Origin of the sequence: Thauera propionica, assembly GCF_002245655.1 — a bacterium.
GTDB lineage: Bacteria > Pseudomonadota > Gammaproteobacteria > Burkholderiales > Rhodocyclaceae > Thauera > Thauera propionica.
The window spans coordinates 74,837-89,426 of the sequence record NZ_NOIH01000007.1 but is presented as its reverse complement, the minus strand read 5'-3'; the positions used below and the strand labels follow the sequence as shown (position 1 = coordinate 89,426).

General features: G+C 67.7%; 18 protein-coding genes. 7 read left to right on the top strand and 11 right to left on the bottom strand.

The annotated features are described in order from the left end of the window. Positions 1-124 precede the first annotated feature (124 nt). Genes murJ through CGK74_RS06390 form a run of 3 tightly spaced genes read left to right on the top strand, consistent with a single transcriptional unit; the run spans position 125 to position 3,436 of the window. Entirely contained in the window at positions 125-1,660 is a 1,536-nt protein-coding gene (gene murJ, locus CGK74_RS06400; RefSeq protein ID WP_094267667.1) for a murein biosynthesis integral membrane protein MurJ, read from the top strand. 32 nt (positions 1,661-1,692) lie between these two features. Further along, positions 1,693-2,613, top strand: a complete 921-nt coding sequence (locus tag CGK74_RS06395) for a histone deacetylase family protein (protein ID WP_094267666.1) — start codon at positions 1,693-1,695, stop codon at positions 2,611-2,613. 4 nt (positions 2,614-2,617) lie between these two features. Beyond that, the gene (locus CGK74_RS06390; RefSeq protein WP_094267665.1) at positions 2,618-3,436 is read left to right on the top strand and encodes a DUF429 domain-containing protein; all 819 of its coding nucleotides are present in this window, start codon (positions 2,618-2,620) and stop codon (positions 3,434-3,436) included. Between the two features lie 46 nt (positions 3,437-3,482). Here CGK74_RS06390 and CGK74_RS06385 read toward each other — a convergent pair whose 3' ends face one another. Further along, positions 3,483-3,824: a zinc ribbon domain-containing protein YjdM gene (locus CGK74_RS06385; protein ID WP_094267664.1), complete on the bottom strand. Its 342-nt coding sequence runs from the start codon at positions 3,822-3,824 to the stop codon at positions 3,483-3,485. A gap of 85 nt (positions 3,825-3,909) precedes the next feature. Between CGK74_RS06385 and dbpA the strand changes: the two genes are divergently transcribed. Continuing rightward, the gene (gene dbpA, locus CGK74_RS06380; protein WP_206186199.1) at positions 3,910-5,364 is read left to right on the top strand and encodes an ATP-dependent RNA helicase DbpA; all 1,455 of its coding nucleotides are present in this window, start codon (positions 3,910-3,912) and stop codon (positions 5,362-5,364) included. A gap of 15 nt (positions 5,365-5,379) precedes the next feature. On the opposite strand, the gene CGK74_RS06375 is transcribed toward dbpA, so the two are convergent. The 6 genes from CGK74_RS06375 to mltG are packed head-to-tail and all read right to left on the bottom strand — an operon-like array spanning position 5,380 to position 10,007. Beyond that, complete coding sequence (locus tag CGK74_RS06375; protein ID WP_094267663.1) at positions 5,380-6,099, bottom strand: ankyrin repeat domain-containing protein; 720 nt, start codon at positions 6,097-6,099, stop codon at positions 5,380-5,382. Beyond that, the gene (locus CGK74_RS06370; RefSeq protein WP_094267662.1) at positions 6,080-6,856 is read right to left on the bottom strand and encodes a TatD family hydrolase; all 777 of its coding nucleotides are present in this window, start codon (positions 6,854-6,856) and stop codon (positions 6,080-6,082) included. Before CGK74_RS06370 ends, CGK74_RS06375 begins: the two co-directional genes overlap by 20 nt. 58 nt (positions 6,857-6,914) lie before the next feature. Continuing rightward, entirely contained in the window at positions 6,915-7,280 is a 366-nt protein-coding gene (locus CGK74_RS06365) for a PilZ domain-containing protein (protein ID WP_094267661.1), read from the bottom strand. Next, entirely contained in the window at positions 7,277-8,335 is a 1,059-nt protein-coding gene (holB, locus tag CGK74_RS06360; RefSeq protein ID WP_094267660.1) for a DNA polymerase III subunit delta', read from the bottom strand. The genes CGK74_RS06365 and holB overlap by 4 nt, the downstream gene beginning before the upstream one ends. After that, positions 8,332-8,991 carry a dTMP kinase gene (tmk, locus tag CGK74_RS06355; RefSeq protein ID WP_094267955.1) on the bottom strand — a complete coding sequence of 220 codons (660 nt, stop codon included), beginning with the start codon at positions 8,989-8,991 and terminating at the stop codon, positions 8,332-8,334. Before tmk ends, holB begins: the two co-directional genes overlap by 4 nt. A gap of 11 nt (positions 8,992-9,002) precedes the next feature. Then, positions 9,003-10,007, bottom strand: coding sequence for an endolytic transglycosylase MltG (gene mltG, locus CGK74_RS06350; RefSeq protein ID WP_094267659.1), 1,005 nt, complete (start codon positions 10,005-10,007; stop codon positions 9,003-9,005). A 191-nt stretch (positions 10,008-10,198) separates the two neighbouring features. On the opposite strand from mltG, the gene ygfZ reads away from it, so the two are divergent. Genes ygfZ through CGK74_RS06335 form a run of 3 tightly spaced genes read left to right on the top strand, consistent with a single transcriptional unit; the run spans position 10,199 to position 12,337 of the window. Beyond that, entirely contained in the window at positions 10,199-11,230 is a 1,032-nt protein-coding gene (gene ygfZ, locus CGK74_RS06345; protein ID WP_094267658.1) for a CAF17-like 4Fe-4S cluster assembly/insertion protein YgfZ, read from the top strand. Between the two features lie 30 nt (positions 11,231-11,260). Continuing rightward, positions 11,261-11,563, top strand: a complete 303-nt coding sequence (locus CGK74_RS06340; RefSeq protein ID WP_094267657.1) for a DUF4936 family protein — start codon at positions 11,261-11,263, stop codon at positions 11,561-11,563. 3 nt (positions 11,564-11,566) lie between these two features. After that, entirely contained in the window at positions 11,567-12,337 is a 771-nt protein-coding gene (locus CGK74_RS06335) for an NRDE family protein (RefSeq protein ID WP_094267656.1), read from the top strand. A 12-nt stretch (positions 12,338-12,349) separates the two neighbouring features. Here CGK74_RS06335 and CGK74_RS06330 read toward each other — a convergent pair whose 3' ends face one another. Genes CGK74_RS06330 through tadA form a run of 4 tightly spaced genes read right to left on the bottom strand, consistent with a single transcriptional unit; the run spans position 12,350 to position 14,522 of the window. Beyond that, on the bottom strand, positions 12,350-13,126 hold the full coding sequence (locus CGK74_RS06330) for a spermine/spermidine synthase domain-containing protein (protein WP_094267655.1): 777 nt from the start codon (positions 13,124-13,126) through the stop codon (positions 12,350-12,352). Further along, positions 13,123-13,581, bottom strand: coding sequence for a GNAT family N-acetyltransferase (locus CGK74_RS06325; RefSeq protein WP_094267654.1), 459 nt, complete (start codon positions 13,579-13,581; stop codon positions 13,123-13,125). Before CGK74_RS06325 ends, CGK74_RS06330 begins: the two co-directional genes overlap by 4 nt. After that, a complete protein-coding gene (locus CGK74_RS06320) occupies positions 13,578-14,057 on the bottom strand; it encodes a L,D-transpeptidase (RefSeq protein WP_094267653.1) in 480 nt (159 codons plus the stop codon). The genes CGK74_RS06325 and CGK74_RS06320 overlap by 4 nt, the downstream gene beginning before the upstream one ends. Next, positions 14,058-14,522, bottom strand: coding sequence for a tRNA adenosine(34) deaminase TadA (gene tadA / locus CGK74_RS06315; protein WP_240498641.1), 465 nt, complete (start codon positions 14,520-14,522; stop codon positions 14,058-14,060). Positions 14,523-14,590: the final 68 nt, after the last annotated feature.

Below are 14,590 nucleotides of genomic sequence, written 5' to 3'. Positions count from 1 at the left end.
CTCCGAATCTAACGCAAGCACGATTTGCGCTGCGGCGATAGTGTCTCGACTTACAGTGACCGTAGCGCCCGGCTATCATGCGAGCCTTGCCGCCCACGGCCCACTCCATTCCGCAAATACACGCATGAATCTGCTGCGCGCCCTCGCCACCGTCAGCGGCATGACCCTGCTGTCTCGCATCCTCGGCTTCGTGCGCGACTTCGTCATCGCCCGTACCTTCGGCGCTGGCATGGCCACCGACGCATTCTTCGTCGCCTTCCGCCTGCCCAACCTGCTGCGCCGCATGTTCGCCGAGGGCGCGTTTTCACAAGCCTTCGTGCCGATCCTGGCCGAATACAAGAACCGCCAGGGGCCGGAGGCGACGCATACCCTGGTCAACCGCGTCGCCACCCTGCTAGGCCTTGCCGTGGCCGCAGTCGCTGCGCTCGGCGCGCTGGCCGCACCGCTGATCATCTACGTTTCGGCGCCGGGCTTCTCGGGCGCCCCTGGCAAGTTCGAACTCACCGTCGAGCTCACACGCATCACCTTCCCCTACATCTTCTTCATGTCGCTGGTGGCGCTGGCCGGCGGCGTGCTCAACACCTGGAGCCGCTTCGCGATTCCGGCGTTCACACCGGTGTTGCTGAACCTCGCCTTCATCGGCATGGCACTGTTCGCCGTACCCTATTTCGACCCACCGGTGCTGGCGCTGGCGTGGGCGGTTTTCCTCGGCGGCACGCTGCAATTGCTGCTGCAACTGCGTCCGTTGTGGAAGATCGGCATGCTGCCGCGTTTCGACCTCGACCTGTCCGATCCGGGCGTGCGCCGCGTGATGAAGCTGATGGCGCCGGCCATCCTGGGCGTGTCGGTCAGCCAGATCTCGCTGCTGATCAACACCATCTTCGCCTCGTTCCTCGAAAGCGGCAGTGTGTCCTGGCTGTACTACGCCGACCGGTTGATGGAGTTCCCCGCCGGTCTGCTCGGCGTGGCACTCGGGACGATCCTGCTGCCCAGCCTGTCGAAGCTCCATGCAGACGACAAGGCGCAGGAGTTCTCCTCGCTGCTCGACTGGGGCCTGCGCCTGACGCTGATGCTGACACTGCCAGCAGCGCTCGGCCTCGCGCTGCTGGCCGTTCCGCTGGTCGCGACGCTGTTCAACTACGGCGCCTTCGGCGCCGACGACGTGATGCACACCCGCAGCGCGTTGATCGCCTACAGCGTCGGCCTCACGGGCCTGATCCTGGTGAAGGTGCTCGCGCCCGGTTTCTACGCCCGCCAGGACATCCGCACGCCGGTGAAGATCGCCATCATCACGCTCGCCGCGACGCAATTGATGAACCTCGCCTTCGTGATCCCGCTTCGCCACGCCGGGCTGGCGCTGGCGATCGGGCTGGCCTCGTGCCTGAACGCGGCCCTGCTGTATCGCGGCCTGCGCCGGCGCGCGGTGTATGTGCCGCAGGCCGGCTGGGGTGCGTTTGCGCTGAAACTGCTGGCGGCGCTCGTGGTCATGGGCTGCGTGCTGTGGTTCGGCGCCGGGCCGGAGCGGCTGTGGATCGAGATCGGCGGGCTCGAACGCGGTCTGCGCCTCGCCGCCGTGGTCGGTGCTGGCGCCCTGAGCTACTTCGCGACGCTCTTCGCCTTCGGTTTTCGCCTGCGCGATTTCCGTCGCCGCGGCGCCTGAGTCGTCCGTCCCCGAACGCCCCGCTCGACGCCATGAAGCTCTACTACGCCGACCATTTCGTCCTGCCGCTACCCGAAGGCCACCGCTTTCCGATGGAGAAGTACGCACGCCTGCGCAGTCGCCTGCAGGCCTCCGGCATGTTCGCCGAGACGGATTTCCGCGTGCCCGATCCGGCGAGCGACGAAGCCATCCTGCGCGCGCATGACGCCGGCTACCTGGAGCGCGTGGCTGGCGGCACGCTCGACGCGGCCGAAGTGCGCCGCATCGGGTTTCCGTGGTCGCCCGCCATGGTCGAACGCTCGCGCCGCTCGGCCGGCGCCACCCTCGCAGCCTGTCGCAGTGCCCTCGCACGCGACGGCGGCACGGCTTGCGCAGTGAACCTGGCCGGCGGCACGCACCACGCCCACCGCGATTTCGGCTCCGGATTCTGCGTCTTCAACGACACGGCCATCGCTGCGCTGGCCATGCGCGCCGAAGGCCGTGCGGGACGCATCGCCATCGTCGATTGCGATGTGCATCAGGGCGATGGCACGGCGACCATCCTCGCCGACGAGCCCGAGGTGTTCACCTGCAGCCTGCACGGCGCCAAGAACTTCCCGTTCCGCAAGCAGATCAGCGACCTCGACATCGAGCTGCCCGACGAGACCGACGACGCGGCCTACCTGAAGGCACTGGACGACGCCGTGCAGAGCGTGTTCGAGCGCGTGCGCCCCGAGCTGGTTATCTATCTCGCTGGCGCCGATCCCTATGCTGGCGACCGGCTGGGACGCCTCGCGCTCAGCATCGACGGCCTGCGCCTGCGCGACGAGCGCGTCCTGGCCACCTGTCGCGACGCCGGCGTGCCGGTCGCGATTGCCATGGCAGGCGGGTATGCGGAGCCAATCGACGACACCGTGACGATCCACTTCAATACCGTGACGAGCGCAGCCCGTCTGCTGCGCGACCGCGCCTGAACCGATGACGCTTGCGCTGACGCTGATCGGCGTCGATTTCACCTCCGCGCCCCGTCCGGCCAAGCCCATCACCGTGGCACTAGGCAGACTCGAGAGCGACACCGTCGTCCTCCAGCAGCTCGAGAAGCTGGCTGACTGGCCCGCCTTCGAGTCGCTGCTCGCCCGCCCCGGACCCTGGCTCGGCGCCTTCGACTTTCCCTTCGGCTTGCCGCGTGAGGCGGTCGTTGACCTGGGCTGGCCGACGACATGGACCGAACTGGTCCGACACTGCGCTGGCATGGGAAAGGCGACCTTCCGTGCCGCGCTGGACGCCTATCGTGAAACGCGCCCGATGGGCAAACGCTACGCGCATCGCGCCACCGACCTGCCGGCGCACTCGCACAGCCCGCTGAAGCTGGTGAATCCGCCGGTGGGGCTGATGTTCCTGGAAGGCGCGCCGCGCCTGCTGGCCGCGGGTCTGTCCGTGCCCGGCGTGCATGCGGCGGACCCGCATCGACTCGCGGTCGAAGCCTACCCCGGCCTGCTGGCGCGCAGCATCACGACCGAATCGTACAAGAGCGACGACAAGCGCAAGCAAACGCCCGAGCGCCGCGTCGCCCGCGTGCGGATCGTGGACGCCATTGGCGCCGACCGCAGCGCCGCAGGCATTGCCCTGCACGCCACACAGGCACAGCAGGCAGTATTGATCGAGGACGCGAGCGGCGACAGCCTGGACGCCGTCCTAGCGCTGCTGCAGGCCGCTGCCTGCGCCCTTGCGGGCGCACCGCACTACGGACTGCCGCCGGACTTCGACCCCCTCGAAGGCTGGATCGCCGGCGCCTGAACGGTCCTTCGCCCGCTACTGGCGGTGGCGGGCGAAGGAATGCGCCTCACAGCTTCTTGACGAACTCCGACTTCAGCTTCATCGCGCCGATGCCATCGATCTTGCAGTCGATGTCGTGGTCACCATCGACCAGACGGATGTTCTTCACCTTGGTGCCGACCTTGACTACCAGCGACGAGCCCTTGACCTTCAGGTCCTTGATCACGGTGACACTGTCACCGTCCTGCAGCACATTGCCGTTGACGTCCTTGAACACCTTCTGCGCTTCACCCGCGTCCTCGACGCCGTCCTGCGGCCATTCGTGCGCACATTCAGGACAGACGTAGTTGGCGCCGTCCTCGTAGGTGTATTCGGAACCGCACGCGGGACATTTGGGCAGACTGCTCATCCTGTTTCCTTGTCGTTATGTAATGCGCCCGGACATGTCGCCAGAAAATTCCCGGCATGCGCCGTCCGAGGCCTGATAATTGCGCATGACCGACATTATCCCCCCTGACGGCGCCGTCGCCGAACACGCTCTCCCCCCCGTCACCACGCCCGAGGCTTTGGCCCGGGGCTTCGACACCCTGTCCTTGCCGCCGGCCATGCTGGTCAACCTCCAGCAACTGGGCTATCTGTCGATGACGCCGATCCAGGCTGCGGCACTGCCGCCCGCGCTGGGCGGGCGTGACCTCATCGCCCAGGCGAAGACCGGCAGTGGCAAGACCGTCGCCTTCGCCCTGCCGCTGCTGACCCGTCTCGATCCGCAGCGGCTCGACGTGCAGGCCCTGGTGCTGTGCCCGACGCGTGAACTGGCCGACCAGGTCACGCAGGAGACCCGCCGCCTCGCCCGCTTCGCCGACAACATCAAGGTGCTGTCGCTGTGCGGCGGCACGCCGATGCGCCCGCAGCGCGAAAGCCTGGCGCATGGCGCCCATATCGCAGTCGGCACGCCGGGCCGCATCATGGATCATCTGGAGCGCGGCAGCCTGAAGCTCGATGCGTTGACCACGCTGGTACTCGACGAGGCCGACCGCATGCTGGACATGGGCTTCCACGACGACATCGCGTGGATCGCCAGCCACTGTCCGGTTCGCCGCCAGACGCTCCTGTTCTCGGCCACCTTCCCCGCAGGCATCGCGGCGCTGGCGCAGCGCTTCCAGCGCGAGCCACTGCAGGTGAAGCTCGCCGAGCAGCATGCACCGGACAAGATCCGCCAGTGCTTCTACGAGATCGAACACGCGGCACGCCTGCAGGCCGTCGCCACCCTGCTGCGCCATTACCGGCCCACGAGCGCGCTGGCCTTCTGCAACACGCGCCAGCAATGCCGGGCGCTGGTCGAACTGCTGCGAGGCGAAGGTTTTCACGCCCTGGCGCTGCACGGCGAGATGGACCAGCGCGAGCGCGACCAGGTGCTGATCCAGTTCGCCAACCGCAGTTGCTCGGTACTGGTCGCCACGGATGTGGCCGCGCGCGGGCTGGACATCGCGCAGCTCGAGGCGGTGATCAACGTCGATGTCACGCCCAATCCCGAGGTGCACATCCACCGCATCGGGCGCACCGGACGAGGCGACGAGGCAGGTCTCGCGCTCAGTCTGTGCAGCAATGCCGACCGCCGCCGCGTGACGACGATTGCCGAGACGATGGGTTTCACGCCCGAATGGCACACGCTTGGCGAGTTGTCGATCGAAAATCCCGCGCCGTTGCAGCCACCGATGGCCACATTGCTGATTCTGGGCGGGCGCAAGGACAAGATCCGCCCCGGAGACGTGCTGGGCGCCCTTTCGGGCGAGGCGGGCCTGTCCCGCGAACAGGTGGGCAAGATCACCGTGACCGACCAGAATACCTACGCGGCCGTGGCGCGTGAGGTCGCCCACGACGCCGCCCGGCGGCTGACGGCCGGAAAGCTCAAGGGGCGGACGGTGAAGGTCCGCATCCTCGAGGGCTGAACCGCGACGAAGGTCTTATTCGATCATGACCCTGATCGCCGGCGCCGGCAGGCCGCGCCGCTTGCGCTCGGCCTGAATCAGTTCGGCGATGTCGGTGTTGCTGTTCTGCAGTGCCCAGGCGTCGGCCGACAGGCCGGCTTCGTTGAGCACATTGAGCTCGGTGCGCGGGATGGCCAGCAGCTGGCGCACGAATCCGATGTGACCGTTGCGCGCGGCGAGCATCAGCGGCGTCGCCAGGTTCGGCGCCGGCGCATTGACGTCGGCACCTGCCGCCACGAGGTCCTTGAGCAAGGCCTCGCGCCCCTCGAACGCAGCATAGTGCAGCGGCGTCCAGCCTTCCTGATTGACCGCGGCGCCCGCCTTGATCAGCACACGAGCAGTGTCCTCGTGGCCCCGCAGCACGGCCAGCATTAGCGCCGTGTCACCCGCGGCATTGCGGTAGTTGATCCTTGCCCGATACTGCAGCAGGGCCTCGACAGCGGCGGTCCGCCCGTCTCGCGCGGCCAGGATGAGCAAGGTGTTGCCGTTGGAATCGACGGTATCCGGGTCGATGCCGCGATGCAGCAGACTTGAGAGCGCCTTCGCATCACCCGAGGTGGCTGCACTCAATGCATCGTCGTAGGCGCCGGCCAGCGCCACACCGGACAACAGGCCGCAGGCGACGAGCGCACCGGTGGCGACCAGGGTGCGCACGCGGGCGCGCGGCGAGCGGATTTCAGGCAGGTCTTTGTGCATGGCTGAACAGGCGGAAAAAATTATCGGTCGTCGCCGCCTCGATCAGTTCCAGCGGCTCGTCGCGCAGGCGGGCAAGCTCCTCGGCCACGTGAATGACCCAGCCCGGCTCATTGGTCTTGCCGCGGTGGGGTACCGGTGCGAGATAGGGCGAATCGGTTTCGATCAGCAGACGGTCAAGCGGTACGCGCTTGGCGACCTCCTTCAGGTCCTTCGCATTGCGGAAGGTCACGATGCCTGAGAACGAAATGTAGAAGCCGAGTTCCAGCGCGCCTGCGGCGACCCCCCAGCTCTCGGTAAAGCAATGCATGACACCGCCTGCCTCGCCGGCATTTTCCTCGCGCATCAGCCGCAGCGTGTCGTCCGCTGCACTGCGCGTGTGGATGACCAGCGGCTTACCGGTCTCGCGGGCCGCGCGGATGTGCGTGCGAAAGCGCTCGCGCTGCCACTCGGGGGCGTCTTTCTGCCAGTAGTAGTCGAGCCCGGTCTCACCGATCGCCACCACCTTCGGATGATCGGCGAGCGCCACGAGGCGGGCCACGTCGGGTTCGTCGCAGTCGGCGTTGTCGGGGTGGACACCGACCGAGGCCCACAGATGCGGATGGCGTTCGGCCATGTCCAGCACGCGCGGGAAGTCCTCGAGCTTGACGCTGATGCACAGCGCCGTGCCCACGTCGTTGGCAGCCATCGTCGCCAGCACCGCATCTTCGCGTGCAGCAAGATCAGGGAAATCGAGATGACAGTGGGAATCTACGTACATCGGGCGTCTTCAAAAACCTCATTCACCGGTGCGACCCGTGAGCGCAACCGGCAGTGACTTACAAGGTGTGGGTGGGACGGTTTGAGCCGAGGTGACCCGCGAGGATCTGCTCGATCCGCCCGCGCAGTCCTTTGCCCGCCTCGTCGTCCGAGAACTGCACGCCCACGCCCGGCGTCTTGCCGCCCTGCGCACCGGGTGGGGTGACCCAGACCACGCGGCCCGCCACAGGGTGGCGGGTGGGGTCGTCCATCAGCTGCAGCAGCATGAAGACCTCGTCGCCCAGGTTGTAGGTCTTGGGCGTGGGTACGAACAAGCCGCCATTGTTCAGGAACGGCATGTAGGCCGCGTACAGCGCGGACTTCGAGTTGATGTTCAGCGACAGCACGCCGGGGCGCGCAATCTGGGGCTTGGCTTGGGTGTTCATCCTCGGACTCCGGCAATGGCGCGCGCATAACGCAAAAGCATGTCCTCCAGCACCAGGCGCAGGTTCAGTGGATGCCGGGACACCTTGCGGATTTGCATGATCTCATTGTAACAGCCGCTCACCGCCGCAACGCTGAGCCGGCTTGCGAGCGACGACAGCACGCCTTCGTGAGCAGGGAAGAAGCGTACGCCGCCACCCAGCCGCAGGGCTGCCAGGTCGCCGACCCAGCGCTGCATCCAGTCGGCAAGTTCCGGCAGGCCGAAGCCGGCCGCCAGCGCCTCCTTGGACTTGAGCCAGGCTTCCCATTGACCCGCCAGGCGCAGCGCGTCCTTCGGTTGCAGGGCGCCGATGTCGCGCACAAAGCGCTCGAGCAGCGCGGCGCTGCCATTCTGCGCCATGCGTTCGGCCGCCAGCGGCATGCCGCCCGCGATCGCGAGCAATGCCTCGGTGCCGGGCTCGGCCCGTGCCTTCCAGTGCGCCAGGGACTGCACGTCCGGCCGCGAGAACGGCCACTGCTGGCAGCGGCTGCGGATGGTCGGCAACAGGCGTCGCGGCGCCGACGACACGAGCAGGAAGACACAGCCCGCGGGTGGCTCTTCGAGCAGCTTGAGCAGGGCGTTGGCGGTGAACACGTTCATCGCCTCTGCAGGATCTAGAACCACCACGCGACGCGCGCCATGGTGTCCGGTAACACTCAGCGACGCCTGCAGGTCGCGGATCTGCTCGATCACGATCTGCTCGGACTTGGCTTTTCCGCCCTCCTTGGCCGCTCCTTCGCCACCCTCGGTCTCACCGGCCTCGGCCGCCGCGTCGGCGGCGGGCACGACGTGGTACAGGTCGGGGTGGTTTCCCGAAAGACGCCACTGGCAGGGTTCGCACTGGCCGCAGGCGTGACCGTCGGCGCGTGGCGCGTCGCACAGCAGGCGCGCAGCGACAGCCTCGGCCAGCTCGCGCTTGCCCAGGCCGGACGGCCCGACGAACAGCAGCGCGTGCGGCAAACGCTCGCCCAGTTCGACAAGCCGCGTCCACGCGGGCTGCATCCACGGGTGAATCATGCGAACAGGGTCTCGGTCACGATGCGCTCGATCTCGGCGCGGATCACCTCGGGCGGCCGGTTGGCGTCGATCACGCGAATGCGCTGTGGCGCCTGGCGGGCACGTTCCAGATAGGCGCCGCGCACGCGCTCGAAGAAATCACGTTGTTCGCGCTCGAAACGGTCGGGATCGACGCCGGTGGACGCGACACGGCCCGCGGCAATGTCGGGCGCCAGATCGAACAGCAAGGTCAGATCGGGCTGCAGGCCGGGATGGACCCAGGCCTCAAGGGCATCGAACTTGCCGCGCGCGAGTCCGCGACCACCGACCTGGTAGGCGAAGGTCGCATCGGAGAAGCGGTCGCACACCACCCAGCGCCCTTCAGCGAGGGCGGGCTCGATGCGGGCGGCCAGATGCTCGCGGCGTGCGGCGAACATCAGCATCGCCTCGGTCTCGAGATGCATCGGCTCGTGCAGCAGCAGTTCGCGCAGACGCTCGCCCAAGGGTGTGCCGCCCGGTTCGCGCGATTGCTCGACGTCGATCCCGCGCACCCGCAGCAGCGCCACGACGGCCGCGATCTGGCTGCTCTTGCCGGCGCCATCGATGCCCTCGAAAGTGATGAAACGGCCGCGCGGCAAGGTCTTGCCGGTTCCAGCCGCGGAAGCGTGATTCGGCATCAGGCTGTCGCTCAAGGCTTGCCCCCGTTGCGGATGAAGCGGTTGACCGCCTGGTTGTGTTCGTTGAGCGTGCGCGAGAACTGGCTGCTGCCATCGCCGCGCGCGACGAAGTACAGGTAGTCGCTTTGCTGCGGCTTGACGGCCGCACGCAGTGCGTCGGGACCGGGCATCGCAATCGGCGTCGGCGGCAACCCGCCACGCGTGTAGGTGTTCCAGGGATGGTCGGTTTCGAGGTGCTTGCGCCGCAGGCGACCGTCGAACTCGGGACCGAGGCCGTAGATGACTGTCGGGTCGGTCTGCAGCGGCATGCCGATGCGCAGACGGTTGGCGAACACGGATGCGACCAGCCCGCGATCCTCGGCACGCCCGGTTTCCTTCTCGACGATCGAGGCGAGAATCAGCGCCTGATAGGGCGACTGCAGTGGCAGCGACGGATCACGCTGCTCCCACACCTGCGCGAGCCGGGACTGCATGGCGTGATAGGCCCTGCGCAGCACGCCCGAGGCCTGCGAGCGCTTGTCGAACAGGTAGGTATCGGGGAAGAACAGGCCCTCGGGATGCGATTCGACGGCACCGATCCGCGCGAGGATCTCCGCATCGCTCAGCCCGGCCGTGTCGGGATCGATCTCGGGATGACTCTCGAGCGCGCGGCGCAACTGTGCGAAGGTCCAGCCTTCCACGAGCAGCACCTCGGCCTGCGACACGTCGCCGTCCGACAGCTTGAGCACGATCTGCCACGGCGTGATGCCGCGGTGCACCTCGTAACTTCCGGCCTTGATGGAGGTTGCCCGCCCGGTGATACGCGCCAGCCCGCTCAGCAGCGCAGGATTCACATCGACGCCGGCAGCGGCGATGACGTTTGCCGCCTGGCGCATGCCCAGTCCGCGTGACACGGTGAAGTCGACCACCTCTTCCTTGAGTTCGAGCGGTCGATGGGCGAGCACGTAGGTCGCGCCTGCTGCCAGGACGGCCAGGGCGATCAGCAGCAGGACGGTGCGAAGCAGGAAACGTGTCATCGAAAACCGGCGAAAACCATGGCGACCGAGTGGGCGACCGCCGCGTGGCGGGGCGCCTATAATACTGCATCGCGCGACCGGCCCATCCCGTCATCCTCACCGCATCGGAGGGTCGCGCCGCAGAATCGAAGAGGCAGGTCCAACCTGCCTGCAATTCCCTTCCTTCCCCCACTGGACCGCATATTCCAACCATGACCGTCTGGACCGATCACCTCGCCCATCTTGGTGCCACCCTGGCCGACAACGCATTGAGTTTCGCCGCCCCCACTGATGAGGCGCGCGCAGCGACCGACAACACGATCGTCGTGCCCTTGCTGCACCTGGGCACGATCCGCTCGGTCGGTCCGGATTCGGCCGAATTCCTGCACAACCTGGTGTCGAACGACGTCAAGAAGCTCCCTGCCGACGGCGCCGCCTGGAACAGCTTCAATTCGCCGAAGGGACGCATGATCGCCAGTTTCCTGATGTGGTCCGAAGCGGAAGGCCACGCGATGGTGGTGTCGGCCGACATCCTGCCGGCTTTCCTCAAGAAGTTCTCGATGTATGTCTTGCGCAGCAAGGTGAAGCTGTCCGACGCCAGCGCCGACATTGCCCTGATCGGGGTCAGCGGGACGAACGCTGCCGCGGCGCTGGACGCCGCCGGCCTCGCCGTACCGACCGAGGCGATGAAGCAGACGGGCGGCGGAGACGCGCCGCGCTGTATCCGGCTCAACGACAGCAGTTTCGTTGTGGCGGTCGACACCGCGGCCGCACCGGCCCTGTTCGATGCGCTGCAAGCTGGCGGCGCAAGCCGTGCCGGCACGGCAGCATGGCATCTGGCGATGATCCGTGCCGGCTTGCCGCTCATCACCGCGCCCACGCAGGAAGAATTCGTTGCGCAGATGCTCAACTACGAGCTGATCGGTGGCGTGAGCTTTCACAAGGGCTGCTACCCCGGGCAGGAGATCGTCGCCCGCACGCAGTACCTCGGCAAGCTGAAGAAGCGCATGTACCGCGTGGCGATTCCGGCGGGCAGCGCCGCGCAGCCCGGCGCCGATCTTTACGCGCCGGACTTCGGCGAGCAGTCGGCAGGCAAGCTGGTCAACGTCGCACCGGCTGCCGACGGCGGCTTCGAGGCGCTGGCGGTGCTGCAGACCAGCAGCGCCGAGGTCGGCGAAGTTCACCTCGGCAGCGTCGATGGCCCCCGCCTCGCCCTGCTCGACCTGCCCTACGCGCTGGGCTGATCCGCCCTTTCCTGACGGAGGCCATACACCATGCGACAGGGCATGCTCACGCACGTCTATCTCTACTACCGGATTCGCCCCGAGCAGGATGTCGAGATCGCTCGCGCCAGTGTCGCGGCCATGCAGGCCGCCGTGGCCGGTCGAACTGGTGTGCAGGGCCGGCTGATGCAACGGGCGGACGATGCCACGACCTGGATGGAGGTTTATGAGGACGTCGGCGACCGCGCGGACTTCATGATCGCCCTCGAGGCCGAGACCGCTGCGCACCGGCTCGCCGACCTCGTCGACGAGGGCGGTGCGCGGCATGTCGAGTGTTTCATCGAGCAGCGCTGAACGATGTGCCTGATCGTACTGGCCTGGCAGGCACATGAGGACTACCCGCTGATCGTCGCCGCGAATCGCGACGAGTTCCTGAACCGCCCGGCTGCGCCGGCGCACTGGTGGACCGACGCCGGCGACATCCTCGCCGGTCGCGACCTCGAAGCCGGCGGCACCTGGATGGGGCTGACCCGCAGCGGACGCTTCGCCGCGCTGACCAACTATCGCGACCCGAGCCGCCATGTTGCCGGCGCCCCCTCGCGCGGCGCGCTGGTGCGCATGGCCCTGGAGCGCGACGCCGGTGCCGAGGCCACCCTGCAGCACCTGGCCAGCGACAGTGCGGCCTACGCCGCCTTCAACCTGCTGGTGGGCGACGGGCGTACGCTGGGGGTCCTCGAGAGCACCACCGGCCGCGTCCGCATGCTCCAGCCCGGCATCTACGGCCTGTCGAACCACCTGCTCGACACCCCCTGGCCCAAGCTGAAGAAGACGCGCGAAGGCCTGCACGCCTTGCTGCCGCGCCTGCCGGACGACGACGCGGTGCTGGCGCTGCTGCGCGATGGCACGCCCGCACCCGACCCCCACCTGCCTGACACCGGCGTCAGCCTCGAATGGGAACGCTGGCTATCCCCCGCCTTCATCCGAGCACCCGGTTACGGCACGCGCTGTTCGAGCCTGGTAATGACCGATCGCCACGGCCGAACCCGCCTGCACGAGTGGACCTGGGATGGTCACGGCGAGCTGCGCAGCGAAGTCACCCACCGCTTCAAGGCCTCGTCCCCGGCCTGAGTCCGCGCCTGGTCAGGAATCGATGCGCGCTCCGCCGGCACGACGTCCCATCATGCGGTCGAGGCGGCCGAGAACACGCTGCGTGATGTCCGTCACGTCGAAGCTGTGCAGTTCAGACAGCGCCGCACTGCGACCCAGCACCTGGCCGCGCGAGGGCGGGAACGACGGCCCCGATACCGCAAAGCTGATGCGGTTGTCTCCGTCTTCGGCACCGATCGCCAGCACGCGCCCGTCGAACGCGTCGCGCAGCCGCGCGGCATACACCGCGTAGCGGCTGTCACCCGCCCAGTGATTGACCACCAGCACGCCACCGGGCGTCAGCGCACGACAGCAGTCGGCGTAGAAATCGGCACTACCCAGGCGCGGCGGCAAGCCGGCGGCGACGAAGCCATCGACCAGCAGCACGTCCGGCGCATCCTCGCAGTCGCGCACGTAGTCCGCACCGTCAGCACACACCACGCGAAAGCGCTCGTCGTCCGGCGGAATGCCGAAGCGGTCGCGCAGCGCGATCACCGCCGGGTTGATCTCCACCGCCGTGAATCGCGTATCGGGCAGCGTGCGCAGGCAGTACTTCGCCAGCGAGCCGCCACCGAGCCCGACCATGACGATGTGGCGAGGGCGCGGGTTGAACAGCAGGAAGCCCATCATGGCGCGGGTGTAGTCGAGCGCCAGCGCGTCGGGCTCGACGACCGACATCACGCTTTGCACAGTCAGTCCGTCGAACTGCAGCGAGCGCAGCGGCCCCAGTTCGGCGACGAAAGGTTCGTCGCACCCCGCCGTGTCCGTCATGCGTCGCCGCCTGCCGGCCGCTCGCACGACCGCCGCATGGTCCGGTGCGGAATCCCCGCCTCCATGAAGACCTCGCCTTCTTCCACGAAGCCGTGGCGCCGGTAGAAGGCCAGCGCCTGCACCTGGGCGTTGAGCATGACCTGCGGCAGTCCGCGCCGGGCGGCCTCTGCCGCCAGCGCCTCGAGCACGCTGCCGCCGACGCCGCGCCCGCGCCAGGCTGACGCCACCGCCATGCGGCCGATGTGCCCGTCCGGCAGCAGGCGCCCCGTGCCGACGACTTCGCCCCGCACGTCGGTCGCCACTGCATGACGACTGAGCGGATCGAACTCGTCGAGCTCTATCTCCGGCGGCACGCCCTGCTCCACGACGAACACCTGCATGCGCAGCGGCATTACGCGCTGCTGCGCCGCAGTCCAGTCGACGATCTCGATGCCGATTCCCGCAGCCGTCGTCATTCGCAGATCTCCACTTTCGTTCCGGTCGGCACCAGGTCGAACAGCTCGATGACATCGCCGTTGCGCATGCGCACGCAGCCATGCGACAGCGGAACGCTCATCGGCTGATCGTCGCCTGTGCCATGGATGTAGATGTAACGCCGCATCGAATCGACGCGCCCCAGGCGGTTGCGCCCCGGCTCCTCGCCGCACAGCCACAGGATGCGGCTCAGGATCCAGTCGCGCCCCGGGTGTGCGGCGGCAAATTCGGGCGTCCAGCGCTCCCCGGTCGGCCGGCGACCTCGGAAAACGGTGCCGCTGGGCGCACCGGCGCCGATCCGCGCGCGGACGCGATGGCGGCCACGCGGCGTGCGCTGGCTGCCACTTTCCTCCCCCGGCCCGTTGAGTGCGGTCGACACCGCGTAGCGCCGGATGCACGCGCCATCATCGCCGAACAGCTCGAGGCACTGGCGGCCAAGATCGATGCGGATGCGCATTCAGGCCACCAGGGTCTTGCTGCGACGCGCGGCAAAGAAGCTCGACAGCATCCGCCCGCATTCATCGGCCAGCACGCCGCCTTCGATCGCCGCATGGTGATTCAGCCGCGTCTCGGCGAACAAGTCGAGCACGCTGCCGGCGACACCGGTCTTGGGATCACGCGCGCCGTACACGACCCGCGCAATGCGCGCGTGCATGATGGCCCCGGAGCACATCGCGCAGGGCTCGAGCGTCACGAACAGCTCGCACCCGGGCAGCCGGTAGTTTCCCAGACGCTGGCCGGCATCGCGCAAGGCCATGATCTCCGCATGAGCGGTCGGGTCGTGGCGACCGATCGGCTGATTGAAGCCGCGACCGACGATCTCGCCATCAAGCACCACGATGGCGCCCACCGGCACTTCGTCGCAGGCGCCCGCCTGGAGCGCCTGCTCCATCGCGGCACGCATGTAGTCTTCGTCGTTCATCATCACACTCGTGTTGCAGTCGGCGGAATTCTAGCCGACGCGCCTGTCAACCGCGCTCGTCCCCGTTC